Origin of the sequence: Rhizobium sp. BK591 (genome assembly GCF_014195045.1) — a bacterium.
GTDB lineage: Bacteria > Pseudomonadota > Alphaproteobacteria > Rhizobiales > Rhizobiaceae > Rhizobium > Rhizobium anhuiense.
Genome location: NZ_JACIAZ010000006.1, coordinates 47622 through 74090, shown reverse-complemented (window position 1 = coordinate 74090; position 26469 = coordinate 47622). Strand labels below are relative to the sequence as shown.

The 26469-nt window shown below is 63.2% G+C and carries 24 protein-coding genes; 10 read left to right on the top strand and 14 right to left on the bottom strand.

Translation table 11 applies throughout. The features are described from left to right. Positions 1 to 116: 116 nt before the first annotated feature. On the bottom strand, positions 117 to 1838 hold the full coding sequence (locus FHX10_RS24835; RefSeq protein ID WP_184390465.1) for a response regulator: 1722 nt from the start codon (positions 1836 to 1838) through the stop codon (positions 117 to 119). 290 nt (positions 1839 to 2128) lie between these two features. Here FHX10_RS24835 and mutL point away from each other — a divergent pair, with 290 nt between their 5' ends. Further along, positions 2129 to 3931: a DNA mismatch repair endonuclease MutL gene (gene mutL, locus FHX10_RS24830; RefSeq protein WP_184390462.1), complete on the top strand. Its 1803-nt coding sequence runs from the start codon at positions 2129 to 2131 to the stop codon at positions 3929 to 3931. Positions 3932 to 4103: 172 nt separating this feature from the next. Next, complete coding sequence (locus FHX10_RS24825) at positions 4104 to 4334, top strand: DUF2093 domain-containing protein (protein WP_003545832.1); 231 nt, start codon at positions 4104 to 4106, stop codon at positions 4332 to 4334. Positions 4335 to 4347: 13 nt separating this feature from the next. Here FHX10_RS24825 and lpxK read toward each other — a convergent pair whose 3' ends face one another. The 6 genes from lpxK to FHX10_RS24795 all read right to left on the bottom strand — a co-directional run bounded on the left by lpxK (position 4348) and on the right by FHX10_RS24795 (position 10438). Continuing rightward, positions 4348 to 5424, bottom strand: coding sequence for a tetraacyldisaccharide 4'-kinase (lpxK, locus tag FHX10_RS24820; RefSeq protein WP_184390459.1), 1077 nt, complete (start codon positions 5422 to 5424; stop codon positions 4348 to 4350). A 182-nt stretch (positions 5425 to 5606) separates the two neighbouring features. After that, positions 5607 to 6329, bottom strand: coding sequence for an HAD family hydrolase (locus tag FHX10_RS24815; RefSeq protein ID WP_047613816.1), 723 nt, complete (start codon positions 6327 to 6329; stop codon positions 5607 to 5609). A 9-nt stretch (positions 6330 to 6338) separates the two neighbouring features. Continuing rightward, a complete protein-coding gene (gene waaA / locus FHX10_RS24810; RefSeq protein WP_047613814.1) occupies positions 6339 to 7658 on the bottom strand; it encodes a lipid IV(A) 3-deoxy-D-manno-octulosonic acid transferase in 1320 nt (439 codons plus the stop codon). Between the two features lie 236 nt (positions 7659 to 7894). Then, positions 7895 to 8143 (bottom strand): DUF4170 domain-containing protein, encoded by a 249-nt coding sequence (locus FHX10_RS24805; RefSeq protein ID WP_047613812.1) that lies wholly within the window; start codon positions 8141 to 8143, stop codon positions 7895 to 7897. Positions 8144 to 8205: 62 nt separating this feature from the next. Then, positions 8206 to 9015, bottom strand: a complete 810-nt coding sequence (locus FHX10_RS24800; protein WP_184390456.1) for a 3'(2'),5'-bisphosphate nucleotidase CysQ — start codon at positions 9013 to 9015, stop codon at positions 8206 to 8208. 76 nt (positions 9016 to 9091) lie between these two features. After that, positions 9092 to 10438 (bottom strand): TldD/PmbA family protein, encoded by a 1347-nt coding sequence (locus FHX10_RS24795; RefSeq protein WP_063476416.1) that lies wholly within the window; start codon positions 10436 to 10438, stop codon positions 9092 to 9094. Positions 10439 to 10557: 119 nt separating this feature from the next. Between FHX10_RS24795 and FHX10_RS24790 the strand changes: the two genes are divergently transcribed. From FHX10_RS24790 to FHX10_RS24780, 3 genes are all read left to right on the top strand, one after another. Further along, positions 10558 to 12372 (top strand): monovalent cation:proton antiporter-2 (CPA2) family protein, encoded by a 1815-nt coding sequence (locus FHX10_RS24790; RefSeq protein WP_168332570.1) that lies wholly within the window; start codon positions 10558 to 10560, stop codon positions 12370 to 12372. 120 nt (positions 12373 to 12492) lie between these two features. Continuing rightward, on the top strand, positions 12493 to 12864 hold the full coding sequence (locus tag FHX10_RS24785) for a VOC family protein (RefSeq protein WP_097595298.1): 372 nt from the start codon (positions 12493 to 12495) through the stop codon (positions 12862 to 12864). A gap of 3 nt (positions 12865 to 12867) precedes the next feature. After that, positions 12868 to 13347, top strand: coding sequence for an EVE domain-containing protein (locus tag FHX10_RS24780; protein WP_047613804.1), 480 nt, complete (start codon positions 12868 to 12870; stop codon positions 13345 to 13347). Here FHX10_RS24780 and FHX10_RS24775 read toward each other — a convergent pair. Genes FHX10_RS24775 through FHX10_RS24765 form a run of 3 tightly spaced genes read right to left on the bottom strand, consistent with a single transcriptional unit; the run spans position 13336 to position 16811 of the window. Further along, the gene (locus FHX10_RS24775; protein WP_047613802.1) at positions 13336 to 14217 is read right to left on the bottom strand and encodes a patatin-like phospholipase family protein; all 882 of its coding nucleotides are present in this window, start codon (positions 14215 to 14217) and stop codon (positions 13336 to 13338) included. The two genes, FHX10_RS24780 and FHX10_RS24775, sit on opposite strands and share 12 nt — an antisense overlap. 13 nt (positions 14218 to 14230) lie before the next feature. After that, the gene (gene rsmD / locus FHX10_RS24770; RefSeq protein WP_047613800.1) at positions 14231 to 14791 is read right to left on the bottom strand and encodes a 16S rRNA (guanine(966)-N(2))-methyltransferase RsmD; all 561 of its coding nucleotides are present in this window, start codon (positions 14789 to 14791) and stop codon (positions 14231 to 14233) included. Then, positions 14772 to 16811, bottom strand: coding sequence for a pseudouridine synthase (locus tag FHX10_RS24765; RefSeq protein WP_184390452.1), 2040 nt, complete (start codon positions 16809 to 16811; stop codon positions 14772 to 14774). The genes rsmD and FHX10_RS24765 overlap by 20 nt, the downstream gene beginning before the upstream one ends. Positions 16812 to 16901: 90 nt before the next feature. Between FHX10_RS24765 and FHX10_RS24760 the strand changes: the two genes are divergently transcribed. After that, positions 16902 to 17339, top strand: a complete 438-nt coding sequence (locus FHX10_RS24760) for a nucleoside deaminase (RefSeq protein ID WP_097595301.1) — start codon at positions 16902 to 16904, stop codon at positions 17337 to 17339. A gap of 49 nt (positions 17340 to 17388) precedes the next feature. Here the strand turns inward: FHX10_RS24760 and FHX10_RS24755 are convergent, their stop codons facing one another. Together FHX10_RS24755 and ileS are read right to left on the bottom strand one after the other, a co-directional pair. Further along, on the bottom strand, positions 17389 to 18018 hold the full coding sequence (locus FHX10_RS24755; protein WP_047613796.1) for a hypothetical protein: 630 nt from the start codon (positions 18016 to 18018) through the stop codon (positions 17389 to 17391). A 129-nt stretch (positions 18019 to 18147) separates the two neighbouring features. Further along, positions 18148 to 21039: an isoleucine--tRNA ligase gene (gene ileS / locus FHX10_RS24750; protein ID WP_097595302.1), complete on the bottom strand. Its 2892-nt coding sequence runs from the start codon at positions 21037 to 21039 to the stop codon at positions 18148 to 18150. A 249-nt stretch (positions 21040 to 21288) separates the two neighbouring features. Here ileS and FHX10_RS24745 point away from each other — a divergent pair, with 249 nt between their 5' ends. Together FHX10_RS24745 and FHX10_RS24740 are read left to right on the top strand one after the other, a co-directional pair. After that, positions 21289 to 21744 carry an antitoxin Xre/MbcA/ParS toxin-binding domain-containing protein gene (locus FHX10_RS24745; protein ID WP_245433284.1) on the top strand — a complete coding sequence of 152 codons (456 nt, stop codon included), beginning with the start codon at positions 21289 to 21291 and terminating at the stop codon, positions 21742 to 21744. Between the two features lie 3 nt (positions 21745 to 21747). Next, positions 21748 to 22182 (top strand): RES family NAD+ phosphorylase, encoded by a 435-nt coding sequence (locus tag FHX10_RS24740; RefSeq protein WP_047615331.1) that lies wholly within the window; start codon positions 21748 to 21750, stop codon positions 22180 to 22182. Here the strand turns inward: FHX10_RS24740 and FHX10_RS24735 are convergent. Beyond that, complete coding sequence (locus tag FHX10_RS24735; RefSeq protein ID WP_047615543.1) at positions 22171 to 23163, bottom strand: bifunctional riboflavin kinase/FAD synthetase; 993 nt, start codon at positions 23161 to 23163, stop codon at positions 22171 to 22173. The two genes, FHX10_RS24740 and FHX10_RS24735, sit on opposite strands and share 12 nt — an antisense overlap. A 14-nt stretch (positions 23164 to 23177) precedes the next feature. Next, positions 23178 to 24026, bottom strand: a complete 849-nt coding sequence (locus tag FHX10_RS24730) for a TIGR01459 family HAD-type hydrolase (RefSeq protein ID WP_047615329.1) — start codon at positions 24024 to 24026, stop codon at positions 23178 to 23180. A gap of 395 nt (positions 24027 to 24421) precedes the next feature. Here FHX10_RS24730 and groES point away from each other — a divergent pair, with 395 nt between their 5' ends. Next, entirely contained in the window at positions 24422 to 24718 is a 297-nt protein-coding gene (gene groES, locus FHX10_RS24725; protein WP_004675403.1) for a co-chaperone GroES, read from the top strand. A gap of 72 nt (positions 24719 to 24790) precedes the next feature. Then, positions 24791 to 26428 carry a chaperonin GroEL gene (groL, locus tag FHX10_RS24720; RefSeq protein WP_008529514.1) on the top strand — a complete coding sequence of 546 codons (1638 nt, stop codon included), beginning with the start codon at positions 24791 to 24793 and terminating at the stop codon, positions 26426 to 26428. Positions 26429 to 26469 lie beyond the last annotated feature (41 nt).

Genomic DNA, 26469 nt, shown 5'->3' with positions numbered 1-26469 from the left:
CTTTCCTCCGGAGCCATGCAAAGAATGACCGGCATGTCTTAACAATTCGATAGTAAATCATCGGCTTCTGCCGCCTGAACCGCCCCAAAATTTAGGGAATTGACGGGTCTCTCCGCCTAGCCTCGCGCCCGCACGGCCTCATCCATCAGGTACTTCTGAAATACGGTCTCCAGCATGTCGGGGCTGACGGGTTTCATGATGACGTCGTCCATGCCTGATTTGACGCATTCGGCGCGGTCGCGCTCGAAGGCTTGGGTGAGCACGCCGATGATCGGGGTGCGGGCTCCGCCGCCGGTTTCCTCCATCTGCCGGATGAGACGCGCTGCCTCGAAGCCGTTGAAGCCCGGCAGGGAAATATCCATCAGCACGATCTGCGGCCGGTGTTCGGCCCACATCCGCACGACCTCGTCGCCGGTCGCCGCGATCATATGGCTGTAGCCCAGGCCTTCGAGGATCTGCGAAAAAACGATCTGGTTGATATCATTGTCCTCGGCCACGAGAACCTGCAGGCCGACCACGTCGTCGGAGATGCTGATTTCCCAATCCGTATCCGAACCGGCAGCACTGCGGCTGTTGCGATTGAAATGGCGGGCGATCTGGAAGGTGAGCTCGTTGGCGATCTGGAAACCGTCCATGACCAGCGCCGGGATGCCGTATTGCTCGGCGAGTTCGAGGCAGCGCATGCCCATCTGATTGTCGATGATCAGGAGATCGAGCGAGATGCCGGAGGAGGTGGCGATTTCCAGGAAGTGCTCCTCTTCGTCCTCGCCGCGGACCGAGCAGGATTCGAAGCCGTATTTCGACAGGGTCCGCAGCGCAGCGGTCTCGGCGGCGAGGTCGGCCGTGACGACGAGGACCTTGCGGCCCGAGAAATTCTCCGGAACGATCGCTTCCATTGCCGCCGGTTCGCGGCGCTCGACGGCGCTCGGCACCGGCACATAGGCCCGGCGATAGCTTTGATTGCTTGACGTGGTGATCGCCGAGGCCCGGCCGAACTCGTCGAGATCGGCGCCGTCGCGCGGCAGGTCCTGCGTGGTCGACACCAGGAAATAGCGGCCGGGCTTGCCGATACGGTGCTTGCGGCTGACGATGTCGCGCTCGATGCCGTCGCGGGAGATCTGTCGTTGGCGCGAGACCGACATTTCGCCGGTCTCCAGCACATGACGATCGCTTTCCTCAAAGCGCTTGGCGATCTCCGGTGAGAAGAGATCGCCACTCTTGCGCCCGAGCACCTCGTCGGCGGTCGTCTGATATTTTTCGCAGAAGGCGAGATTGACGGCCACATAGGTGAGATTGCGGTCCTTGACGAAGAGCGGGAACGGCAGATTGTCGAGAATGTCCTCGGTCAGCTGTACGCGCTCCAGATCCGAACGCCATTGCTCCTCGCGCTTCTTGTCCTCGGAAATGTCGGAGATGATGGTAACGCCGTAACCGCCCGGCAGCCTGCGCTTGACGAAGCGGACCCAGCTGTCGGCGCCATGGCGCTCGACGGATTCGAAGCGCTCGCGCCAATGCGAGGCGATTTTCTGCGACAGCCAGTCCTCGCGGCTGAGCGAGCCGCCCTGCTTCGCAGCATATTGCTGACGAATGCCGGTGTCATACATCGCCCCGAGGAAATCGCGAAGCCGGGTGCCCGGCTTCAGCATCTCCGGCGGTAGCGGGAAGAACTCCAGCGTCTGGCGGCTTGCAAAGATCAGATGGTCGTTTTTGTCGTAGATGATGAAAGCTGCGGAAAGGCTGTCGCACACCACATCGAATAGCGCCGTCTGCAGATCGGCCTCGACGGAGGTCCCATCGATTTCTGATGATGTGTCCGCCTTTTCGAAGCCGGCACTCATGCTATTGCGTCCCACATCTGTTCGATTTCGCAGCTTCCGGAGGTATATGAATAGAAATGCCATTTTTATGTTAAAACCGGCTTAACAATACAGCGCCGCGCGTCTTTTCCAGCCGCGCAGAGGACGCTGTAACACTTTGAACTGCTGCATAATTTCATCCTTAGATCGGTTCCGATTTGAGGATGAAATTATGCAGCGGCGCCCCCGATCTTGAGGGAGGCCCCGATCACGCCTAGGGAAAGCTTGCGCCAACCCCTTCCCTCCAGCCCGCGAATCCCCGAAAATAGCCCATGGCCATCAGACAGCTCTCCGAAACGCTCATCAACCAGATTGCCGCCGGCGAAGTCATCGAACGGCCGGCGAGCGCTGCCAAGGAACTGATCGAAAACGCGCTCGACGCGGGCGCGACCCGCATCGAGATCGCCACATCAGGCGGCGGCAAGGCGCTGCTGCGCGTCAGCGACAACGGCTCGGGCATGGACGCGGCCGATCTGGAACTGGCGGTCAGGCGCCACTGCACCTCGAAGATATCGGAGACGCTCGAGGACATCCGCACACTCGGCTTCCGCGGCGAGGCGCTGCCCTCGATCGGCTCTGTCGCCAGGCTTAGCATCGCCAGCCGCAGGCGCGACAGCGCCGGCGGCCACGAGATCGCTGTCGCCGGCGGCAAAATCGCGCATATCAGGCCGGCCGCCGCCAATCCCGGCACGATCGTCGAAGTGCGCGACCTGTTCTTCGCCACACCGGCCCGGCTCAAATTCCTGAAGACGGAGAAGGCCGAGGCCGGCGCCATCACCGAGATCGTCAAGCGCATGGCGATCGCCTTTCCCGCCGTACGCTTCGTGCTGTCGGGCTCGGACCGCACGACGCTGGAATTTCCGGCGACCGGCGACGATCACCTGGCGCGCATGGCGCAGGTGCTCGGCAAGGAATTCCGCGACAACGCCATTGCGCTCGACGCCGTGCGCGAGGAGATCTCGCTCACCGGTTTTGCCGGCGTGCCGACCTTCAATCGCGGCAACTCCGCCCATCAGTACGCCTTCGTCAATGGTCGGCCGGTGCAGGATAAGCTGATCCTCTCGGCGATCCGCGGCGCCTATGCCGAGACGATCCCTTCCGGACGCCATCCGGTGGCGGTGCTGTCGATCACGCTCGATCCCGCTCTCGTCGACGTCAACGTGCATCCGGCAAAATCCGACGTGCGGTTCCGCGACCCGGGCCTGGTGCGCGGCCTGATCGTCGGCGCCATCCGTGAGGCCTTGGCCCGCGACGGCAGTCGGGCGGCAACGACCGGGGCGACCGACATGCTGCGCTCCATCCGCCCCGGCTTCCAGCCGCAGGCGCAGCGGCCGCAGGCGCCATGGTCGGCCGAGACCTCGCCCTTCCGGCCGCATCAGCCGGCAACGGGTCTCAGCGAACGGCCGCAGGCGTCCTTCGACGGGCTGTCGATGCCGACGGCGCGGGCCGAGCCGCAGTTTTCGCCGCAGCCGGCCGCCCCCGAAGCAACCGCGCGCTATCCGCTCGGCGCGGCGCGGGCGCAGATCCACGCAAATTACATCGTCGCCCAGACCGAGGACGGGCTGGTGATCGTCGACCAGCATGCCGCGCACGAGCGGCTGGTCTTCGAGGCGATGCGCAAGGCGCTGCATTCGAAGCGGCTCGCTTCGCAGGTGCTGCTGATCCCCGAGATCATCGACATTCCGGAAGAGGATTGCGACCGGCTGATGCAGCATGCGGCGGAGCTTTCCGAACTCGGCCTGGCGATCGAGCGTTTCGGCCCCGGGGCGATCGCCGTGCGCGAGACGCCGGCGATGCTCGGCGAGGTCGATGCGCATGGCCTGATCCGCCAGCTTGCCGATGAGATTGCCGAATGGGATACGGCGTCGGGCCTGTCGGCCAAGCTCGAATATGTGGCGGCGACCATGGCCTGCCACGGATCGGTGCGCTCCGGACGGCGGCTGCGGCCGGAGGAAATGAACGCGCTGCTGCGGGAAATGGAAGTGACGCCCGGCTCCGGCCAGTGCAATCACGGCCGGCCGACCTATATCGAATTGAAGCTCAGCGATATCGAGCGGCTTTTCGGCAGAAGCTAAAAAAGCTGGAAAAGCAGCCCTTTCGAGAGTATGGCAGACTAAAGCGTGTCGCGAATCTTTCAGATTCGCTTGCCACGCTTTAGATCTTTGGTGTTCCGCATGTCGTGATCGCAAAACCGCGGCACACTTTTGTGCGACATGCTCTAATGACAGACTGCAGGGAACGGAGCGCATGAATTTGTTCGAAGGGCACGGAAACCGCGAGGCGAAGATCCGGTATCTCGATGGCGATTTCCAGATTCTCTCGCCCGGCTCCTATGTCGTCTGCGCGATGACGGGGAAACAGATCCCGCTCGACGAGTTGCGCTACTGGAGCGTCGCCCGGCAGGAGCCCTATGCCGACGTGATCTCGGCCATCGATGCCGACAAACGCGCCGGCGTGCTGCCGAACCAACGGCGTTAAGCCCTCTATCACTTTAAAACTGCGGCTCAGCTTTTCCTGGATTGCCCTGGCTGGCAGGCTTCATTTCCCGCAGGCGCCGCTCGCGACAGGCAATGATCGCCCGGTCGATGATGAGACTGGGCGCGAGGTGATCGTCGAACACCATGTCGACCTCGATCACCCGGCTCTTTTCGGCGAGCCGGGCTGCCTTGCCAGGATGGCCGGAGAGGCGGACGAAATCCTTGGAGGTGGTGACGATCAGAAGGCCCTGGTGCTCGGCGGTCGTCAGGATGTCGTCGATCTCTTCCTCGGTCAGGTGCTCGTGGTCGCCGAAGGATTTGGCGACCGTGATTTCGGCGCCGCGTGATTCCACTGTGCGGAAGAATTTCGAAGGATCGGCGATGCCGGCGAAGGCGAGCACCTTCGTGCCGGCGAGCGTATTGTCGCCCCGCACTTTCAGCGATGCGGTGAAATAGGGCTTTGCCGCCCGCGCCGCCATGCGGACGATCCTGTCGGCCGCATTGCCTCCGCCGACCTTCAGCAGCGCCGTCGCATGACGCAGCTGCTGGCGGATCGGCGCGCGCACCGGGCCGCCCGGCACGATATGGCCGTTGCCGAGGCCGCGGGTCGCATCGATGACTAGCAGGGCATAGTCGATCGCCAGCCGGGCACTCTGGAACCCGTCATCCATGATGATGAGATCGGCGCCCTCCGCCACCAGGCGCGCAGCACCCTCGACACGCCTTCGGGAAATCACCGTCAGCGCCTCCTGGGCAAGCAGCAACGGCTCGTCGCCGACGGCAACCGCCCGGTGATGATCGGGATCGACGACGGTGGTTACATCGAGCGAACCGCCGTAACCCCTGCTGAGAAAACCGGGCTTCAGCCCCTTCGCCTTGGCGGCACGGGCGATCGTCAGCGCCGTCGGCGTCTTGCCGGCGCCGCCGACGGTGAAATTGCCGACGCAGATGACCGGAACTGGAACAGAGGCGCGGCGCGCATGGGCCATGCGGTGGCCGGCGATGCGGCCATAGAGAAAAGAAAGCGGCAGCAGCAGCCAGGCTCGCCAATCGGCTTTCCTCCACCAGAACGGCGGCGCTTCGGATATCATCTTGCCGTCCCGCTCCCCTGCCGGCCTTGTTCTCACGCCATTCCTGGGAAAGTCGCTGCGCGCTTTTCCCGGCAAAACCACTGTGCACTTTTGCTGGAATTGCTCCAGCCGCAGCCGGTCCCCTGCTTTTCGATCGGCTGGATTGAGAAGCCAAAACCTGAAAAAATGCAAGCCCTTACCGGTCAGGCCGGCTGCAGGTCCGGCAAAAGCGTCTCGATGGCGGTGATATCGTCGAGCACGTGATGGGCGGCGGCGGCAAGCGAATCCCGCGAACCGGTGCCGGTCAGCACCGCGATCCTCAGCCCCGTCCCGGCATTCAGGCCCATGTGCAGATCGTGATTGTTGTCGCCGACCATGGCGACCTCTTCAGGCGAAAGACCGGTCGCGGCGCAGAAGCCGAGCACCATGCCCGGCTCCGGCTTGACGCCGAAACCGCTGTCATAGCCGGCGACGTAGTCGATATAGCGGGCAAAACCGAAGCGCTCCGCCGTCTGGCGGATTGACCGCTCATTGTCGCTGGAGGCGACGCCGAGCTTGAAGCCGCGCCGATGCAGCCGGGAAAAGAAGCCGGCAAGGTCGGTTACCGGCACGGAAAATTCGGCGGCGCTGGAAAAGAGCGCGTCGAGGCGCACCGTCAGTTCGCCGACATCGACCATCGAGCCGGCGGCAACGAGGCCCTCGGCGATCTGGCGGGTATTGCCGGCGGCAAGCAGGCTGTCGGGAACGATATGACCGGTCACCGGATCCATGCCGCAGGCGGCAAGCAGCCGGTCGGCGAGAAGCGGATCCCCTTCGGCGGCGATGCGAGCCAGCTCGCGGTTTACCGGCAGCCAGCTCTCGTCATAGTCGAGCAGCGTGCCGTCCTTGTCGAAAAGAATGCCTTTGATGGGGGCGGCTGCCGACATCTTCGTTCCTCAGAGCTGGGCCACGGCCTTGGGCAGCAGCCGCGCCTTCACCGTCAACGGGTTGATATAGGGCTCCAGCCCCTTCACTGTCGCCGTCAGCGCACCGCGCATCTCGTGCACGGCGGTGATGCCGGCCTCGATCATATTGCGGCGGGCTTCGTCGTTGATCAGCAGGTAGTGCACGCCCTTGGCCAGCATTTCGGTATCGCGCACCATGCGGGCGCTGCCGCTGCGGGCAAGCTTCTGATAGGCATCGCGGAAGTTCTGCACATGGCCGCCGGAAAGAATGGCGCAGCCGAGCATGGCAGGCTCCAGCGGATTCTGGCCGCCTTCGGCAAAGAGCGAGCGGCCGACGAAAGCGATTTCCGTCAGTCGCAAATAGAGGCCCATTTCGCCGATCGTATCGCCGAGGAAGATATCGACATCGGCGGACAAAACGTCGTCGCGGGTGCGGCGGGCGACCTTCAGCCCCTGCTTGACCAGAGCCGCCTCGATCTCGTCGCTGCGCTCGGGATGACGCGGCACGATGATCGTCAATTGATGATCACGCTCCTTGAGCGCCCGATGAACGATGGCGGCGGCATTCTCCTCGCCGTCGAAGGTCGAGATCGCCGCCCATGTCTTGCGGTCGCCGATCTGCTTCTTATAGCGGGCCAGGACGGCGCTGTCATAAGGCGGTGCGTCGGTATCGACCTTCAGATTGCCCGAGGTGATGACCGGGACAGCGCCGAGATCGCGAAAACGTTCGGCATCGACATCCGACTGGGCAATGACGAGGGCAAGATTCTCGAACAAGGCTTCGGCGATCGCCGGGCGGCGGCGCCAGCGGGCAAAGGAGCGATCCGACATGCGGGCATTGATCAGGATCTGCGGAATGCGGCGGCGGCCAAGCTCCAGCACTGTTGCCGGCCAGATCTCGGATTCGGCGATGATGGCGCAGTCGGGCTGCCAATAATCGAGGAAGCGGCTGACGGAGGGTTTCAGGTCGAGCGGCACATATTGATGGATCGCCTCCTGGCCGAGGCGCTCGGCGGCGAGCTTGGCGGAGGTGATGGTGCCGGTCGTCAGGATGACGTGGATATCGCGGCGGCGGATTTCACGGATCAGCGGGATGACGGCGTTGGTTTCCCCGACACTTGCGGCATGGAACCAGACGAGCGGACCCTGCGGCCGGTTGGCGCTCGGATAACCGAAGCGCTCCAGGCGGCGCGCCCGGTCTTCCTTACCCTTGGCGGTGCGGTAGGTGATATAGAGGCCGACGACCGGAGAGGCCACGGTTCCCGCCAGACGGTATGCGCTCAGACCGAACCGCGCCATCCGGGAGCTCATTGCGCCAGCCTCCGATCAAAACCGATCGACATCACACCCATTCCCTAATTATCGTTGCGGCCGCAATGGCCGATCAATTTGTTCAGAATGCGTCAAACAATCCGGATCGACCAATCCGGATCGACGGCGCCCGATGCACGAAAGCCCGCTCGACGAGCGGCCGCGCCGGCGGCACATCCCGAGGTGCCCGGCCGAAGCTCCTGGCCGAGGTCCCTGACTCAGCTTCGTGGCCGAGGTCAGTTGCCCTTGGCCTTTTCCTGCGGATCGAGCAAACGATGCATGTGGACGATGAAGTAGCGCATATGCGCATTGTCGACCGTCTGCTGCGCCTTCGACTTCCAGGCCGTCAGCGCCGTGGCATAATCCGGGAAAATGCCGACGATATCGAGACCCTTCAGATCACGGAACTGGACGTCATCGAGGCTTTCCAGTTCGCCGCCAAAAACGAGATGCAAAAGCTGCTTCTTGTCACCGGATTCAGTCATTTTTTCTTCTCTTTCTGCCTATTCTCCTCCGCCATCCCATCTGCGGGATTTTGACGGAAACGTCAACTGTCTCGTCGTCCTGCAAAGGCCGCGAGGAATTCGCCGAGGCGGGGCGCCGGACCCGCACAAAGGACCTTGTGGGTGACTTCGACGCTGTTGTAGACGACCGCCCGGCCTTCGAGATCGACGAGACCGCCGCCGGCGCAGGCGAGGATCAGATCGGCGGCGGCAAGGTCCCAATCATGTGAATTGCCCTTGACGAAGGTGCCTTCGAGACGACCGTCCGCCACCATGGCAATGCGATAGGCCAGCGAAGGGATGTATCTCTCGCGCGTCACCCGCTCCTGGAATTCCGGCGGCAAGGTCTTCAGCAAGTCTTCGCCGATCGCAAGACGGCTCATTTCCTCCGGGCCGGCGACAGAGACGGTGAAGGGCACGCCGTTCTTCAGCGCCACGCCGCCCTCGACCGCCTCATAGAGCTCTTCGAGCGCCGGGGCATAGAGCACGCCGGCAACCGGCCGGCCGCGATGAACCACCGCGACGCTGACGCACCAGACCTTCTGGCCGCCGAGGAAGGCGCGCGTGCCGTCGATCGGATCGATGATGAACAAGGTCTCGCGTGAGAGACGGTCGGCATCGTCGTCGGTTTCCTCAGACAGCCAGCCATAATCCGGCCGGGCCTTGCGCAGAATGGTCTCGAGCGTCTTGTTGGCGGCGAAATCGGCGGCGCTGACGGGCGAGCGGTCGTCATTCTTCCACCAGACTTCCGGAGACTGGTTGAAGAAGCCGAAAGCGACGGCACCCGCCTCCTTCGCAGCATCGACGATCAGCGTGAGATCGCTCTGCCAGCGGGCTTTCTCCATGTCGCTCATCAGATCAATCCGTTTCTGAACTATCATGAGAGCATGATGTCGTCCGAAAGCCGCGCACAGTTTTCGGCATCATGCTCTAGCGCCCTGCAAGCGTCATGCCTTCGATGGCAAAGGTGGGGGCTGCGACGCCGAACTTGCGATCGATGTCGTTTGCCGGCGTCAGGCGCATGAACATGTCCTTGAGGTTCGAGGCGATCGTCACCTCGGAAACCGGGAAAGTCAGTTCGCCGTTCTCGATCCAGAAGCCGGTGGCGCCGCGGCTGTATTCGCCGGTGATCATGTTGACACCGTGGCCGATCAATTCGGTGACATAAAAACCGTTGCCGACGCTGCGGATCAGCTCCTCCGGCGAGATGTCGCCGGGTTCCAAGGCAAGGTTGCTGGAGGAAGGCGAGACTGATGTGCCGCCGCGCACGCCGCGGCCGTTGGTCGTAAGACCCAATTCACGCGCCGTGGAGGTCGAAAGGAACCAGTGTTTCAACACGCCGTCCTCGATCATGACAAGCCGCTCGCCGGACACGCCCTCGCCGTCGAAGGGCCGCGAGGAAGGCCCACGCACGATCAAGGGATCGTCGGTGATCGACAGGCCTGACTTCAACACCTGCTGACCCATCCTGTCGCGCAGGAAGCTCGATTTGCGGGCGACGGCAGCACCATTGATCGCACCGGCGATATGGCCGACGAAGCCGCGGGCGACACGCGGGTCGAAGATGACGGTGACGTCTTTGCCGGTCGGCACCTGACGCGGATTGATCCGCTTGATCACCCGCTCGCCGGCCCGACGGCCGATTTCGGCGGGATCGTCGAGCTCGGCGTAATAAAGGCGGCTGTCGTAATCATAGTCGCGCTCCATGCCAGTGCCTTCGCCGGCGATGACGCTGACGGAATGGCCGAAACGCGAGGCCATGTAACTGCCCTCGAAACCGTGCGAAGTGGCAAGAACGAGGCCGCCCATGCCGGCCGACGCACCGGCGCCGGAGGAATTGGTGACGCCCTTGACCGCAAGGGCTGCGGCTTCGGCGGCAAGAGCCGCCTCGCGCAGCAGTTCGGAGGAGACCTCGGTGGTGTCGAGCAATTGCAGGTCGGGATAGGCTTTCGACAGGCTCGCCTCATCCGCCAGGCAGGCGAAGGGATCTTCCGGCGAAACCTTGGCCATGGCGACGGCGCGCTCGGCCAGCGCCTGGAGATCGAAGCCCGGATTGGCCGAAACGCTGGCGACGCGCTTGCCGATGAAGACGCGCAGGGAAAAGTCGTCGCTTTCGGAAGATTCCGTGCCCTCGACCTTGCCGAGGCGGACGCTCACCGATTGCGAGCGCGACCGGACGACGACGGCGTCGGCGGCATCGGCCCCTGCCTTCCTTGCCAGATCGATCAGTTGACTTGCGCGGGAAAGAAGTGTCGAGGAATCAATTTCAGAGGACATGATTTGGCCTTTCCTTCGGCTTCCATTTATTGTGCACTCTCCCAAGCATCAAGGCCGCCGCCACCGATTCTTTATCGGGGCTGCTTGCTCGCTTCCCGCCGTTGAAAGAAATTGCCAGCATGTCAGCGCCCAATGCCCTTTTTTCCGAAACGATCCTGCTGCTCGGCGGAGCCGTGGTCGCCGCGCCGATCTTCAAGAAGCTGGGGCTCGGCACGGTGCTCGGCTATCTCGCCGCCGGCATCGTCATCGGCCCTGTCTTCCACGGGATCACCGATGGCGAACAGATCCTCGCCGTCGCCGAGCTCGGCGTCGTCTTCCTGCTTTTCATCATCGGACTGGAGCTGAAACCCTCGCGCCTCTGGCAGATGCGGCGTGACATTTTCGGCCTCGGCACGGCGCAGGTGGTGGTGAGCGGGCTGGCGCTGACCGCGCTGGCGTGGCTTTCAGGCGTTCTCGACTGGCGCGGCAGCATCGTTGCCGGATTTGGCCTGGCGCTGTCTTCGACGGCCTTTGCCATGCAGATCCTCGAAGGCGACGGCGACGTCAATACGCGATACGGGCAGCGTTCCTTCTCGATGCTTCTGTTCCAGGACCTGGCGATCGTGCCGCTCTTGGCGCTGATCACCATTCTCGACGGCGGTGGCAAAGGCAGCAACGGGCCGCTCCTGGATTTCACCGTCGCCGTCGGCGCGGTCGCGGCGATGGTCGTTGCGGGGCGCTACCTGCTGACGCCGCTCTTTCAGATCATCGCCCGGACCGGCGCGCGCGAGGCGATGATCGCCGCGGCCCTCTTCGTCGTCATGGGATCGGCGAGCCTGATGCAGCTTGCCGGACTTTCGATGGCGATGGGCGCCTTCCTCTCCGGCGTGATGCTGGCCGAATCCTCCTACCGGCACGAGCTGGAGGCGGATATCGAGCCGTTCCGCGGCGTGCTGCTCGCCATCTTCTTCATCGCCGTCGGCCTGTCGCTGCAGCTCGACGTTCTCTTCGACAACGGGCTCTTCGTCATCGTCGCCGTGCCGATCGTCATGGCGGTCAAGGCGATCATCATCTACGGGCTCTGCCGGGTCTCGGGCTCGCCGCACGACGATGCGATCCGCATCGCCTTCCTGCTGCCGCAGGGCGGCGAATTCGGCTTCGTGTTGTTCACCGCCGCGGGTACGACCGGACTGATGTCGACCAGCACGGCATCGCTGCTGATCGCGATCGTCACGCTGTCGATGGCGCTGACGCCGATCGGGGCGGCGCTTTCGAAGCGGCTGCTCAACGGCGACGAACGGGAGGAGCTGGACGAGGATTTCGAGGGCGCGGGCGCCGACGTGCTGATGGTCGGCTTCTCGCGTTTCGGCCAGATCGCCGCCCAGATCCTGCTTGCCGGCGGACGCAGCGTCACCGTCATCGAATTTTCGGCCGACCGCATCCGCCAGGCCTCCTCCTTCGGCTTCCGCATCTATTTCGGCGACGGCACCCGCAAGGACGTGCTGCGCTCGGCCGGCATCGACCGGGCAAAGATCGTGCTCGTCTGCACCCAGAAGAAGGAAGTCACCGACAAGGTGGTCGAGCTGGTGCAGGCGGATTATCCACACACAAGGCTCTATGTGCGCTCCTACGACCGCATCCATTCCATCGAACTGCGCAACAAGGGCGTCGACTACGAGCTGCGTGAAACGCTGGAATCCGGCCTGCTCTTCGGGCGGCGGACGCTGGAGGCGCTCGGCGTTTCCGAGGTCGACGCCTACGAAATCGGCGAGGATATCCGCAAGCGCGACGAGGCCCGCCTGGCGCTGCAGGTTTCCGAAGGGCTGCAGGCCGGGCGCGACATGCTGTTTTCCCACCCGGTCCGTCCCGAACCGCTGGTCAAGCCGAAGCGCGCCGTCGATCCCTTCGAGGACGATCTGCTGGCGGGCACCGCGGATGCGACGGCGGACGCATAAATCCACTCCGGGACGTGCGAAGCTTGAGCGGATTGAACGGCGGCAGAGGCGAATGCTACTGCCAGAATCTGTCAGCATGTCTCTGTAGACGATCCTCCTGACCCAACCAGGAGGCCACCAATGATCGACAGCAACAGCATTCTACTTTTCGTAGCCGACGTGCCAAAAAGCGCCGGCTTTTATGGCCAACTGCTCGGGCAGGATCCAGTTGAGTTCAGCCCGACCTTCGCCATGTTCATCCTGCCTTCGGGTCTGGCCCTGGGACTCTGGGGCAGAGCGGGCGTGAAGCCGGCGCCGGCTGCCGCGGGCGGCGGCTGCGACGTCGGTTTCAAGGTCGCGACAGCTGATAAGGTCGATACGCTTCACGCCGAATGGCAAGTCAAGGGCGCGACCATCCTGTTGCCGCCGACCAACCTGGATTTCGGCCGCACCTTTGTTGCAGCCGACCCCGACGGGCATCGCCTGCGCGTCTACAACGTTGCGGAGGACTGAAACATGTCCCGCAGCTGGATCGCTGTCGCATCAGCAAATCATGTCCGCATCGGGCGCGAAGCCGGGTTCATGCAGGTCTGTCATGGCAAGGCCGCACCGCTTAAGCGAAGCGCGCCTGGCGACCGGGTGATCTATTATTCGCCGACCGAAACATTTGGCTGCAAGGATCGCCTGCAGGCGTTCACGGCAATTGGCGTGGTCGAGGAGACGGCGGCATATCAGGTGGACGTTGACCCCGGTTTCCGCCCCTGGAGGCGCGATGTCGCCTGGTGGCGGGCCGTGGAAACGCCGATCCGGCCGTTGCTCGGCCGGCTGTCTTTCACAAGCGACCGGGGAGGCTGGGGCTATCGATTGCGCTTTGGTCTCTTCGAAATCGACAATGACGATGCCGAACTCATAGCCGAAGCGATGCTCACTGAACCGCGCATGGATGTCGCCCGGAAACAAGCAACGGTTCCCGTGCAGTGCACTTTAGCGCTTTAGCCGCGCTTCGATCTCGCGGTCGAGGGCGAACTTGAGGTCGTCCTTGACGCCGACGGACATGGCGAGGACTTCGCGGGCCTTGAGGAAATCCATGACGCCGGTGCGGCCGACCGTCGGGCGCAGGAAGATATGCGGCGCGCGGAGCTTCAGTTTCAGCGTGATCGCCGTCTGCATCATCAGCTGGCCGGAACCGAAGATGCTTTCCATGCGGTTCGGAATATGGGTGCCATCGCCTTCCGGCGCGCCGACGACATCGATGCCGATGACGATGTCGGCAAGATCCATCAGGCATTCATAGGGCACGGGATTGCTGATGCCGCCGTCGATCATCACGCGGTCGCGCAGGCGCACCGGCATGAAGACGGCGGGAATGGCGGAAGAGGCGGCGAGCGCCGGGAACAGCTCGCCCTGTTCGATGATCACCTCGCACTGCCCGTAATAATCGGTGGTGATCACCTTCATCGGCACCAGCAGGTTCTCGAAACGGGCCGGCAGCTCGGATGGCAGGAAGGCCTTGAGGATCCGCTCCAGATTGAACTGGCCGATGCGGACGCCCTTGGCCACCGCATCGCGCACCGTCGCCGGCCGCAGGCCCCAGATGCGGGCGATGACGGCCGTCTTGTTGCCGACGGTCGCCAGCGCATGTTCGCGGATTTCAGCGCCGGACATGCCGGCCGCCATGCCGGCGCCCATGATCGCGCCCATCGAGGAACCCGATATCGCCACCGGGCGGATACCGAGTTCATCCAGCGTCTCGATGATGTGGATATGGGAAAGCCCGCGCGCGCCGCCGCCGCCGAAGGCAACCGCAACCGTCGGCAAATCGCTGATCGCAGGCAGTTTCGGACTGATGATCTCTGCCTGCTGCACGCCCCGCCCCCGCTTATTGCGGCTGATATCGGAAGAAATGCACCCTCGTATCGCCAAAGATGCGGTTTTCGAGGAAAACATAGGAAGGGTGGACGGAAACGACAATATCGGCGCGTTCTTCGAGCACCGCAATCGCGCCCGGCCGCAGCCAACCGCCCTCGGCCGCCGCCGCCATCGCCTTTTCGCCGAGCCCCTTGCCGTAGGGCGGGTCGGCAAAGAGCATGTCGAAGGGCTCGAGATTGCCGACGCTGCCGAGATCGGTCGCATCCCGGCGCAGGATGCGGGTGCGGCCGTGCAGGCCGAGCGCATCGATGTTCTCCCAGAGCAACGCCCGGCCCTCGACGCTGTTTTCGACGAAGAGCGCGTGGCGACAGCCGCGCGAAACGGCTTCGAGGCCGACAGCGCCGGTTCCGGCAAAAAGGTCGAGGATCCGGGTGCCGTCGACACATTCCGGATAGGCATGGCTCAATATATTGAACAGGCTCTCGCGCGTCCGGTCGGCAGTCGGCCGGATATCGTTGGATTTTGGCACGGCGAGAGGCCGTCCGCGAAACTCACCGCCGACGATCCGCACCGCGCGTCATTCCCTTTCCTCTCGCACCACCTTTGGACGGCCCGCCCGCAGGCCTGTCGCCGCCCGGCCTGTCACTGCTCGACTTGGCGCCTTTCGGCTTGCCGGAAAAATTCTTGGCCCCGCCGGGCTTGCCGGCAAAACCCTTGCCGCGCGGCTTGTCACCCGAAGGCCTGTCGCTTGAAGGCCTGGCACTCGACGGCTTGTCGCCAAACGATCTTTCACCGCGCGGACGCTCCGAGCGGCCCTCGCCGGTAAAGCTTCTGGCTGCCCGCGGACGTTCGTCACCATCCGCACGCGGCTTGCGATCCCCACGCGGCTTGTCGCCGAAGGGACGATCGCCACGCGAGGGACGGTCACCGAAGGGCCGCTCGCCGCGCGGACGCTCCGAACGGGCCTCCTCGGTGGAGGCTCTGGCAGCCCGAGGACGCTCGTCACCATCGGCACGCGGCCTGCGATCCCCACGCGGTTTGTCGCCGAAGGGTCGATCGCCACGCGAGGGACGGTCACCGAAAGGCCGGTCGCCGCGCGGACGCTCCGAGCGGCCTTCGCCGGCGGAGCTTCTGGTGCGCGGACGTTCGTCACCCGCTTCGCGCGGGCGACGGTCGCCGCGCGCCAGGCGGTCGCCAAAACCGCGATCTTCACGGGCGGGGCGGTCCCCGAAGGAACGCTTGCGGCCGGAACCTTCCGCCTCATCCTTGCGGCGGGGCTGCTCGCTCGAGCGAATCCATTCGCCATCCTCTTCGCGCACACGGTTCACCTGCGTGCGCGGGCGATCCTCGGTACGGTCGAACGCGTTCTTTGCCGGCGCCTGCTCGCCGCGCTTGCGCGCTGTCTGTGCATTCTTGGCGGCTTTCGCCGCGGCCTTTTCGCCGAGCGGCCGGGCGCCCGGCGCCATCCAGACATTGGCGCTGCGGCGCTGGCCGAGCGGCTGGGGACGCTTCGGCTTGTCGTCGTCCCTGCGGCCGCTGTCGCGGCGATCGTCATCTCTGCGCCCACCGCCGTGGCGGTCGTCGCGCTTGGTGTCGAGGCGGCTCAGCGCCCGTTCGCGCTTGTCCTCGTCGCGGCGCGGTCGCTCGCGCTTTTCCGGCACTGCAGGCTCTGCCTCTTCCTCGGCAGCGACAGCTGGCGCATTGTAGATCGGCGCGTCGAAATTCGCCTTGGCTTCTTCGATGAGGCGCGGGCCGAGCTGGTCGCGCAGCGTGCGGCCGCGCACTTCGACGACATGGCCTTCCGGCAAGTCGCCGAGCTGGAACGGGCCATAGGAAATACGGATCAGGCGGTTGACGTCGAGGCCGAGCGCGCCGAGCACGTTCTTGATTTCGCGGTTTTTGCCTTCACGAAGGCCCATGGTGATCCAGACGTTCGAGCCCTGGGTGCGGTCGAGCGTCGCCTCGATCGAGCCATAGAGCACACCGTCGACGGCGATGCCGTCCTTCAGCTTGTCGAGCGCGTCCTGATCGATCTCGCCATGGGCGCGGACGCGGTAGCGCCGCAACCAGCCGGTCGCCGGCAGTTCCAGCGCGCGGGCAAGACCGCCGTCATTGGTCAGCAAGAGCAGGCCTTCGGTATTGATGTCGAGACGGCCGATCGACATGACGCGCGGCAATTCTTCCGGCAGGTTGTCGAAGACGGTCGGCCGGCCTTCCGGATCGGCATTGGTGGTCACGAGGCCAGCCGGCTTATGATAGAGCCAGAGCCTGGTGCGCTCGATGCCGCGGATCGGCACGCCGTCGACCTCGATGCGGTCGGCGAGCGTGACGTTGACGACGGGGGTTTCGAGAACCCTGCCGTTCAGCGTTACCCGGCCGTCCATGATCATGCGTTCGATGTCGCGGCGGGAGGCGACGCCGGCGCGCGCCATCACCTTGGAAATGCGTTCGGCCTTGGCCTCGCCATCGGCCTCGGCGGCGATCGCAGCCTTTGCCGGCTTGCCACCGCCCGGCTTGGCGCCGGTCTTCGGCTCGGTGTCCCGTGAAAACGGCTTTGCGCCCGGGCGTTTTGGCTTGTCTTTGGGTGTCATTTGTTGTTTGCCTGCCTTTTGGGCCTGTCTATCAGGTCACGCATCTGCGGTTAAGTGGAAATTCGTGCGATCGTGAAGACAAATCGTTTCATGGAGATGGCGCTTGAAGAAGCGCGCGCCGCCGGAGAACGCGGCGAGGTACCGATCGGCGCCGTCGTCGTTGTCGACGACATTGCCGTGTCACGCTCGGGAAACCGCACGCGCGAGCTCAATGACGTGACCGCGCATGCCGAAATCGCCGCAATCCGGCTCGCCTGCGACGCGCTTGGGCAGGAACGTCTTGTCGGCGCCGATCTCTATGTGACGCTCGAGCCTTGCACCATGTGCGCGGCAGCCATCTCGTTTGCGCGTATCCGCAGGCTCTATTACGGCGCCGAGGATCCGAAGGGCGGCGCCGTCGACAATGGCGTGCGATTCTATGCGCAGCCGACCTGCCACCACGCCCCGGAGGTCTATTCCGGCTTCAACGAGGTGCAATCGGCCGAGATCTTGCGGAGATTCTTTTCGCAACGGAGAGAGGCGCCGTAATCAGCGGCGTCTGTGCGCGGCGCCGTCATTCCTGTCGGCGCCGAAAAAGCTATTGCAGGAGGTTCCACCACTGCTTGCCGGTGTTGGCGACCGCTGCATCCTTCTTGCGCTTCTTCTGCTTCTTGAGCTCTGGCTCGCCGAGATCATCGAGCTTTGCCGGATCGTCGACAGTGCGGTAACCGGGCGGCGGATCGGATATATAGCGGCGCTGATCGACATAGGAGCCCTTCTGCAGGGCGCGGGCTTCACGATAGGCCTTGGTCTGGGCTTCCGTCGTGCGCCGGCCGCCTTCGATCGCCGAGCTGGCGAGAGGCGAGCGGTAATTCGGATTGTCCGAGTTCGCGTCGGCCTCGGAAACGAGGCGGGCGCGGGTCTCCTCCGGCGATTCAAGCCATTGCGGATTGTCCTTGTTGGCGACCGTCGGCTGCGGCGCAACCAGGTTTTCCTTCTGCGCCTCGGCCGGCAGCACCAGCGTCGGACGCGGCGTGTACTTGACGCCCTTGTTCTTCGGGTCCGGTCCGGTCAACGACACGGACTGGCCGAGATCGTCGGTCAGCTGTTCCATGGCGGTCTTGTCGGTGCCGTAGGTCGGGCTGCTGGCGCAACCGGACACCATCGAGCATCCCGCCATGACGACAGACAGGCAGGCGCCCATACGGAACCAATGCGATGTTAACATGAAAACCCTTCCACCCCGGTGCAATCGTCGCCCAACCGGACAACCGTCCCCCTGACGCAAAAATCCGGCCATTTTCAGGCAGCTTTTACCGGATGAACCGCGAAAGCGCAATTCACCCGGTAATATTCTTCACGCGAGCGCGGCGAGTTCGCGAAGGGCGGCGGCGTCGCGGGCCGAGACATCGGGATATTCAGGATCGGAACCGACATCCCGGGTGATGCGCCAGGAGCGGGCGCATTTTTCACCCTCGGCCAGCTTCGGCACGACGCTGACCTCAGGCACCTCGGCAAGGCGGAAGGCATCCGCCGGGCCTTCGCCGGTCTTGATCTCGATCGCCGAGGTGATGCAGACTTCGGTGAAGTCCTGACCTTCGAGCGCCTTCAGCAGGTCCGGATCGGCGATGTGGACGACGGGAGCCGCTTCCAGCGAGGAGCCGATGCGCTTGTCCTTGCGCTCGATTTCCAGCGCGCCGGTCACAACCGAACGCACCGCGCGGATCTTCTTCCACTTCTCGGCCAGGGCATCGTTGCGCCATTCCTTGGCGACCGGGGCAAACTGCTCCAGATGCACTGACACGGCGGACGGGTTGCGCGACAGCCAGGCCTCCTCGGTGGTGAAGGGCAGCATCGGAGCGAGCCAGGTCACCATGCAATCGAAGATCTGCCGGATGACATGCAGGCTGGCGCGCCGGCGCAGGCTCGACGGCGCGTCGCAATAAAGCGCATCCTTGCGGACATCGAAATAGAAGGCCGAAAGCTCGACATTGGCGAAATCGATCAGCGCCCGGGCGATCTTCTTGAAGTCGAAGCTGTCATAGTTCTCGCGCACCAGCTCGTCGAGTTCGGCAAGCCGATGCAGCATCAGCTGCTCCAGCTCCGGCAGATCGGCGAGCGCGATCTCCTCGCCCTTGTCGTGGGCGAGCGTGCCGAGCATCCAGCGGATGGTGTTGCGCAGCTTGCGATAGGCGTCGACATTGGTCTGGATGATCGTCTTGCCGACGCGCAGGTCGTCGGCATAATCCGAGGTCATCACCCAGAGGCGCAGGATATCGGCGCCGGCATCCTTCATCACTTCCTGGGGTGCGGTGACGTTGCCCTTCGACTTCGACATCTTCTCGCCCTTCTCGTCCATGGTGAAACCATGGGTGAGGACGGCGTTGTAAGGCGCACGGCCGCGGGTGGCGGCCGATTCCAAGAGCGACGAATGGAACCAGCCACGATGCTGGTCGGAACCTTCGAGATAAAGGTCGGCCGGCCACTTCAGGTCCGGGCGGTCCTCGAGCGTGAAGGTGTGCGTCGAGCCGGAATCGAACCAGACGTCGAGGATATCCATGACCTGCTTCCAGCGGGAATGGTCGTGGTCATTGCCGAGGAAGCGTTCCTTGGCGCCTTCGGCAAACCAGGCGTCGGCGCCTTCATGTTCGAAGGCTTCGAGGATGCGGGCGTTGACGGCGTCATCGACCAGGACCTCGCCATGCTCGTCGGCAAAGACGGCGATCGGCACGCCCCAGGCGCGCTGACGCGAGAGCACCCAGTCCGGGCGACCTTCGATCATGGCGCGCAGGCGGTTCTGGCCGGCGGCGGGCACGAAACGGGTGTCGTCGATCGCGCTCAGCGCGCGCGACCGCAGCGTCGTGCCGTCGGCAAGGGTCTTGTCCATATAGACGAACCATTGCGGCGTGTTGCGGAAGATCACCGGCTTCTTCGAACGCCAGGAATGCGGATACTGGTGCTTCAGCCGGCCGCGGGCAAAGAGCGCGCCGCGGGCGATCAGCTCCTTGATGACGCGGTCATTGGCATCGCCCTTCTTGCCGTTGTCGTCGATGACGCGGGCGCCTTCGAAGCCGGGGGCATCCGATGTGTAGAAGCCGCCATCGTCGACCGGGAACGGGATCTTGGTCTCGATGCCGCGCGCCTCGAGCGTGCGGACAGCCGACATCCAGGCATCGAAGTCCTCGCGGCCGTGGCTGGGTGCGGTGTGCACGAAGCCGGTGCCGGCATCGTCGGTGACGTGATCGCCATCGAGTAGCGGCACATGGAATTCATAGCCGCCGTCGAGACCCTTGAAGGGATGGGCGCAGGTCATCGCTGCGAAGTCGGCCGCAGAGACATCGCTCAAGCGCTTGTACTGCAACTTGGCCTTGGCGAAGGATTCCTCGGCCAGCTTATCGGCAAAGATCAGCCTTTCGCCGGGACGCGGACCAAAGTCGTTCTCGGCCGCCGTCACTTCGTAAAGGCCATAAGAGACGCGCGCGGAAAAGGAGACCGCGCGGTTGCCGGGGATCGTCCAGGGCGTGGTCGTCCAGATGACCACGAACGCGTCCTTGAGCGCGGCCGGGCCTTCGACGACCGGGAATTTCACCCAGATCGTGTCGCTCTCATAATCCTGGTATTCGACCTCGGCCTCGGCCAGCGCCGTGCGCTCGACGACCGACCACATGATCGGCTTGGAACCGCGATAGAGCTGGCCGCTCGCGGCGATCTTCAGAAGCTCGCCGGCGATGCGCGATTCCGCGTGGAAGTTCATCGTCGTATAGGGATTGTCGAAGTCGCCCTCGATGCCGAGACGCTTGAACTCTTCCGCCTGGACCTTGATCCAGCCGGTGGCGAACTCACGGCATTCCCGGCGGAATTCGTTGACCGGGACCTCGTCCTTGTTCTTGCCCTTCTCGCGGTACTTCTCCTCGATCTTCCATTCGATCGGCAGGCCGTGGCAATCCCAGCCAGGCACGTAATTGGCGTCGTAGCCGCGCATCTGGAATGAGCGGTTGATGACGTCCTTGAGGATCTTGTTCAGCGCGTGGCCGATATGGATGTTGCCATTGGCATAGGGCGGGCCGTCGTGAAGGACGAACTTCTCGCGGCCGGCGGCAGAAGCGCGCAGCTTCTTGTAGAGACCCATCTCCTGCCAGCGCTTGACGAGTTCGGGCTCCTTCTGCGGCAGGCCGGCGCGCATGGGGAAATCGGTCTCGGGCAAATAGAGGGTCTTCGAATAGTCGATCTTTTCGGCTGTGTCGGTCATGTCTGACAATCGTTTTCTGGCAGCCCAGGAAGGGCGCAACGGGCGTGAAATAGCTGGTGACGGCAGCGCTCGTATCCAAGCGCCAAAAACCCGGACCTTCCGGCCGCTTAGCGCGCGCGGAAGGCCGGGCCGATAATTCGCATCGTCATCGCCAGCCGAAATTTCATCATCGCGCCGGTTCATAGGCGTTTTTGCCGGGAAAAGGAAGAGGCCGGCTGCCACAACGGAAGCAATTGAAGACTGAGCCAAATGCGCATATATATAGGGGCAATTGGCAAGAAGGTGTTCACGGTAATGCTCAGTTCTCTTCAGACGTCCGATCCGATGACCATACGCGAGCGCCTCGAGATCGCTTCGCACGGCTCCGTCCAGGTTTATGACGGAGCGATGGCATTGAAATTGACAGAGTTCGGCTTTTCCGTGGAGGAAATATATCGTTTCGTCGCACCGCGCCGAACTCTGGCGAGACGTAATGCGAACGGCGAGCCGCTGACGGTCGAGGAAAACGACGGCGCCTTACGTATCGTGCGGATCGCGGACATGGCTAAGCGCATTTTCGGCGACAGAGCCATCGCGTTCGATTGGCTGCGCAAGCCCAATCGCGGCATGGACGGCATCACGCCAATCGATCTCCTGGAATCGGAAACCGGCGCGCGCCTCGTCGAGCAGGCCCTGCAGCAGATCGACCACGGGATTTACGTCTAGGCGATGATCTTATGGCGTATCTCGAATTATGCCGATCTTTCCGGACGCGGCGGGCTGCTTGCACCGGGACGATGGCATCATCAGGGAATTCCCGTCGTCTATTGCTGCGATCACCCGTCGACTGCGCTCCTCGAAATTCTGGTACAGGTCGATCTGCATCAAATTCCGAGAGATTTTCAGCTCCTGAAAATCCGTTGCCCGGACGACATTGAAGCCTTCGATATCGGGATCGACCCTGCTGCGGTCAATCAGACCAGCCTGACGCGCGACCGTGGCAGCAAATTGCTGGAAGACAATGATTTCTGTCTGCTGCGCGTCCCATCGGCAATCATGCCGGAGGCCGCGAATATTCTCATCAATCCGCGTCATCCGGACGCGTCGCGGCTGACAATCGAAAAAACGATCCGCTATCCTTTCGACAGCCGGCTATTGCGCTGAGGAAAAGCACAATTTCCCATCAAGCGCACCGAGCGGCCTGACGCCCGATAGCAGCGCCCTCGCCTCCTCCTCGTCGCGTTTGATCTGGGCGACGAGCGGATCGAGGCCGTCGAATTTCAGTTCGGGTCTCAGATAGCCGAAGAAGGAGACGGAGCAGAGCTGACCGTAGAGATCGCCGCTGAAATCGAAAAGATAGGTTTCGAGCAGCGGTGCGCCGTTTTCCGTCACCGTCGGGCGGCGACCGTAGCTGGCGACGGCATCGTGGAGCGTGCCGTCTTCGAGGCGGAAGCGCACGGCATAGATGCCGGCGGCAAGATCGACCTCCGGCGGCAGGCGCATATTGGCTGTGGGAAAACCGAGCTGCCGGCCGAGCTTTTCGCCGTCGATCACTTCGGCTTCGACCGTATAACGGTAACCGAGCATGCCGGCGACTTCGCTGACATTGCCCTCCTTAAGCAGCGCGCGGATATGGCTCGACGAGACGACATCGGCGTTTTCATCGCGAAAAGCATCGATCAGGGTGACGCCGAAGCCGTAGGTATGGCCGGCATTCATCAGGAAGGCGGGACCGCCCTCGCGGCCGCGGCCGAAATGGAAATCGAAGCCGGTGACGACTTCGGAGGCGCCGAGCCAATCTTTCAGGATCGAATGGATGAAATCATCGGCCGAGCGCTGCGAGAATTCGTAGTCGAAGGGATATTCGATGACGGCGCTGAACCCCAGCGTTTCCAGGATGCGGGCCTTCAGCGGCGCCGGCGTCAGGCGGAAGACCGGCGTCTGCGGCCGGAAGACCGTGCGCGGATGCGGCTCGAAGGTCAGCACCAAAGCGGGGATACCGCGGGCCTTGGAGATTTCGAGCGCGCGGTTCAGCACCGATTGGTGGCCGCGATGCACGCCGTCGAAATTGCCGATGGCAATGACGCCGCCCTTCAGATGGGCAGGCAAGGGTTCGCGGGTTTCATTGCGGTGGAAGACGGTCATCGGCTGGCTTCTCTTCATGCAAGGCGGGGCATCCACCACTTCGGCGCGGCATTTTCCCGTTCGAGATAGGCGTGGAGGATCGCTTCGTCGGTCTCGCCGTTCAGGGTGTATTCCTTGGCGTGGATACCGCCGCTGATGTAGAGAAGGTCGAGGCCGTAATTCAAGGCGCCGCGCACATCGGTCGGCATGCCGTCGCCGATTGCCAGCACGCGCTCGACCGGGAAATCGCCGCGAAGCTCGCGAGCAGCGGCCATCGTCGCCTCGTAGATCGGCTGGTGCGGCTTGCCGGCGATGCGGGTGCTGCCGCCCAGCTGCTCGTAGTAGGCGGCCATGGCGCCGGCGCAGGGGATCATGCGATGGCCGCGCTCGACGATGAGGTCGGGATTGGCGCAGATCATCGGCACGTCGCGGGCTTTGAAGTCGAGAAGCATGTCGGTGTAATCCTCCGGCTTTTCCGTCTCGTCGTCGAAAAAGCCGGTGCAGACCAGCGATTGCGCTTCGCCAGCCGGCCGGCGCTCGACGCCAATGCCTTCGAGAAGCGCCTTGTCGCGCTCGGGGCCGAGCAGGAAGACCGTCTTCGGCCCTTCGGAGATCAGCCGGCGCGTGACGTCGCCCGAGGTAACGATCCGGTCATAGGCGCTGTCGGGAACGCCGATCTGGCGCAGCTGCTCGACCACCTGCCAGGAAAGGCGCGGCGAATTGGTGATGAGGACGACGGCGGCGCCGCTTGCGCGGGCCGCTTCAAGGGCGGCAGCCGCCTTCGGAAACGGATCGACGCCATTATGAACGACGCCCCAGACATCGCAGAGCACCACATCATAGTGACCTGTTATGTTAGAGAAGTTTTCTATCCGCTTGGCCATTCCGATTTCCCGATTTGCTTTAGTCACGGTGACATTGCAAAGGCGCAAGGCGATGGCAAGGCATTTTCTTCGCTGCCGGGCCAATGCGAAGATCGCGACCGGCAATCCGATGGCGCGGATGGGCAAAAGGTTTTGCCGACCCCATCCCGAAGCGGCAGATCGTCAAGGCAGACGGACTTCGCCAAAGCCCGGTCGCGCCATGGTTTCGCCTGCAATCTCCGACTATTCTCCGGTCTCTTCACAATTCCGGCACAAAAATTCGTGATTGCTCTCATTGACTCTTTTCGGAGCCATCCCTAAATGCTCGTCGCTAGCACTCACCGCAAGGGAGTGCTAACACCTATCCATGTGGGCCGCTCCGGTCCGCGAATGTCATTCGATCGAGGGATTAGACAATGGCAAGCACCAATTTCCGTCCGCTTCACGACCGCGTCGTCGTTCGTCGCGTCGAGTCCGAAGAAAAGACCAAGGGCGGCATCATCATTCCCGATACCGCCAAGGAAAAGCCGCAGGAAGGCGAAATCGTCGCCGTCGGTTCCGGCGCTCGTGACGAGTCCGGCAAGGTCGTTGCACTCGACGTCAAGGCTGGCGACCGCGTTCTGTTCGGCAAGTGGTCCGGCACCGAAGTCAAGATCAACGGCGAAGACCTTCTGATCATGAAGGAAGCCGACATCATGGGCATCATCGGCTGATCGGCCGACCTGCTTTCCCGAAATGGCTGACGGGCCTTTTGCCCGAACAACTCGAATTCAGGAGTCACAAACATGGCAGCTAAAGAAATCAAGTTTGGCCGCACCGCGCGCGAAAAGATGCTGCGCGGCGTCGACATTCTCGCCGATGCAGTCAAGGTCACGCTCGGCCCGAAGGGTCGTAACGTCATCATCGACAAGTCCTTCGGCGCACCGCGCATCACCAAGGACGGCGTTTCCGTCGCCAAGGAAATCGAACTCGAAGACAAGTTCGAAAACATGGGCGCCCAGATGGTCCGCGAAGTTGCTTCGAAGACCAACGACATTGCCGGCGACGGCACCACGACCGCAACCGTTCTTGCCCAGGCGATCGTTCGCGAAGGCGCCAAGGCCGTTGCTGCCGGCATGAACCCGATGGACCTGAAGCGCGGCATCGATCTCGCCGTCGCCGAAGTCGTCAAGGATCTCCAGGCCAAGGCCAAGAAGATCAACACCTCGGAAGAAGTCGCCCAGGTCGGCACGATCTCCGCTAACGGCGAACGTCAGGTCGGTCTCGACATTGCCGAGGCCATGCAGAAGGTCGGCAACGAAGGCGTCATCACCGTTGAAGAAGCCAAGACCGCCGAAACCGAACTCGAAGTCGTCGAAGGCATGCAGTTCGACCGCGGCTACCTCAGCCCCTACTTCGTGACCAACCCGGAAAAGATGATCGCCGACCTCGAAGACGTCTTCATTCTCCTCCACGAGAAGAAGCTGTCGAACCTGCAGTCGATGCTGCCGGTTCTCGAAGCCGTCGTCCAGACCGGCAAGCCGCTCCTTATCATCGCTGAAGACGTCGAAGGCGAAGCTCTTGCAACGCTCGTCGTCAACAAGCTGCGCGGCGGCCTCAAGATCGCTGCCGTCAAGGCGCCTGGCTTCGGCGACCGCCGCAAGGCCATGCTCGAAGACATCGCCATCCTGACCGGCGGCACCGTCATCTCCGAAGACCTCGGCATCAAGCTCGAATCCGTCACGCTCGACATGCTTGGCCGTGCCAAGAAGGTGTCGATCTCCAAGGAAAACACCACGATCGTCGACGGTTCGGGCGCCAAGTCCGACATCGAAGGCCGTGTTGCCCAGATCAAGGCGCAGATCGAAGAAACCACCTCCGACTACGACCGCGAGAAGCTGCAGGAGCGTCTTGCCAAGCTCGCCGGCGGCGTTGCCGTCATCCGCGTCGGCGGCTCGACGGAAGTCGAAGTGAAGGAAAAGAAGGATCGCATCGACGACGCTCTCAACGCGACGCGCGCTGCCGTTCAGGAAGGCATCGTACCGGGCGGCGGCGTTGCCCTGCTGCGTTCTTCCGTCAAGATCACCTCCAAGGGTATCAACGACGACCAGGAAGCCGGCATCAACATCGTTCGCCGTGCTCTGCAGGCTCCGGCTCGCCAGATCGCTGAAAACGCTGGCGACGAAGCTTCGATCGTCATCGGCAAGATCCTCGACAAGGATCAGGACAACTGGGGTTACAACGCCCAGACCGGCGAATATGGCGACATGATCGGCATGGGCATCATCGACCCGGTCAAGGTCGTTCGCACCGCCCTGCAGGATGCAGCTTCCGTTGCATCGCTGCTGATCACCACCGAAGCCATGATCGCCGAGCTGCCGAAGAAGGACGCTCCGGCTATGCCGGGCGGCATGGGCGGCATGGGCGGTATGGACATGATGTGATAGGCCAACGGCCTTTCACAGCATCGTTCATGAAACCACCC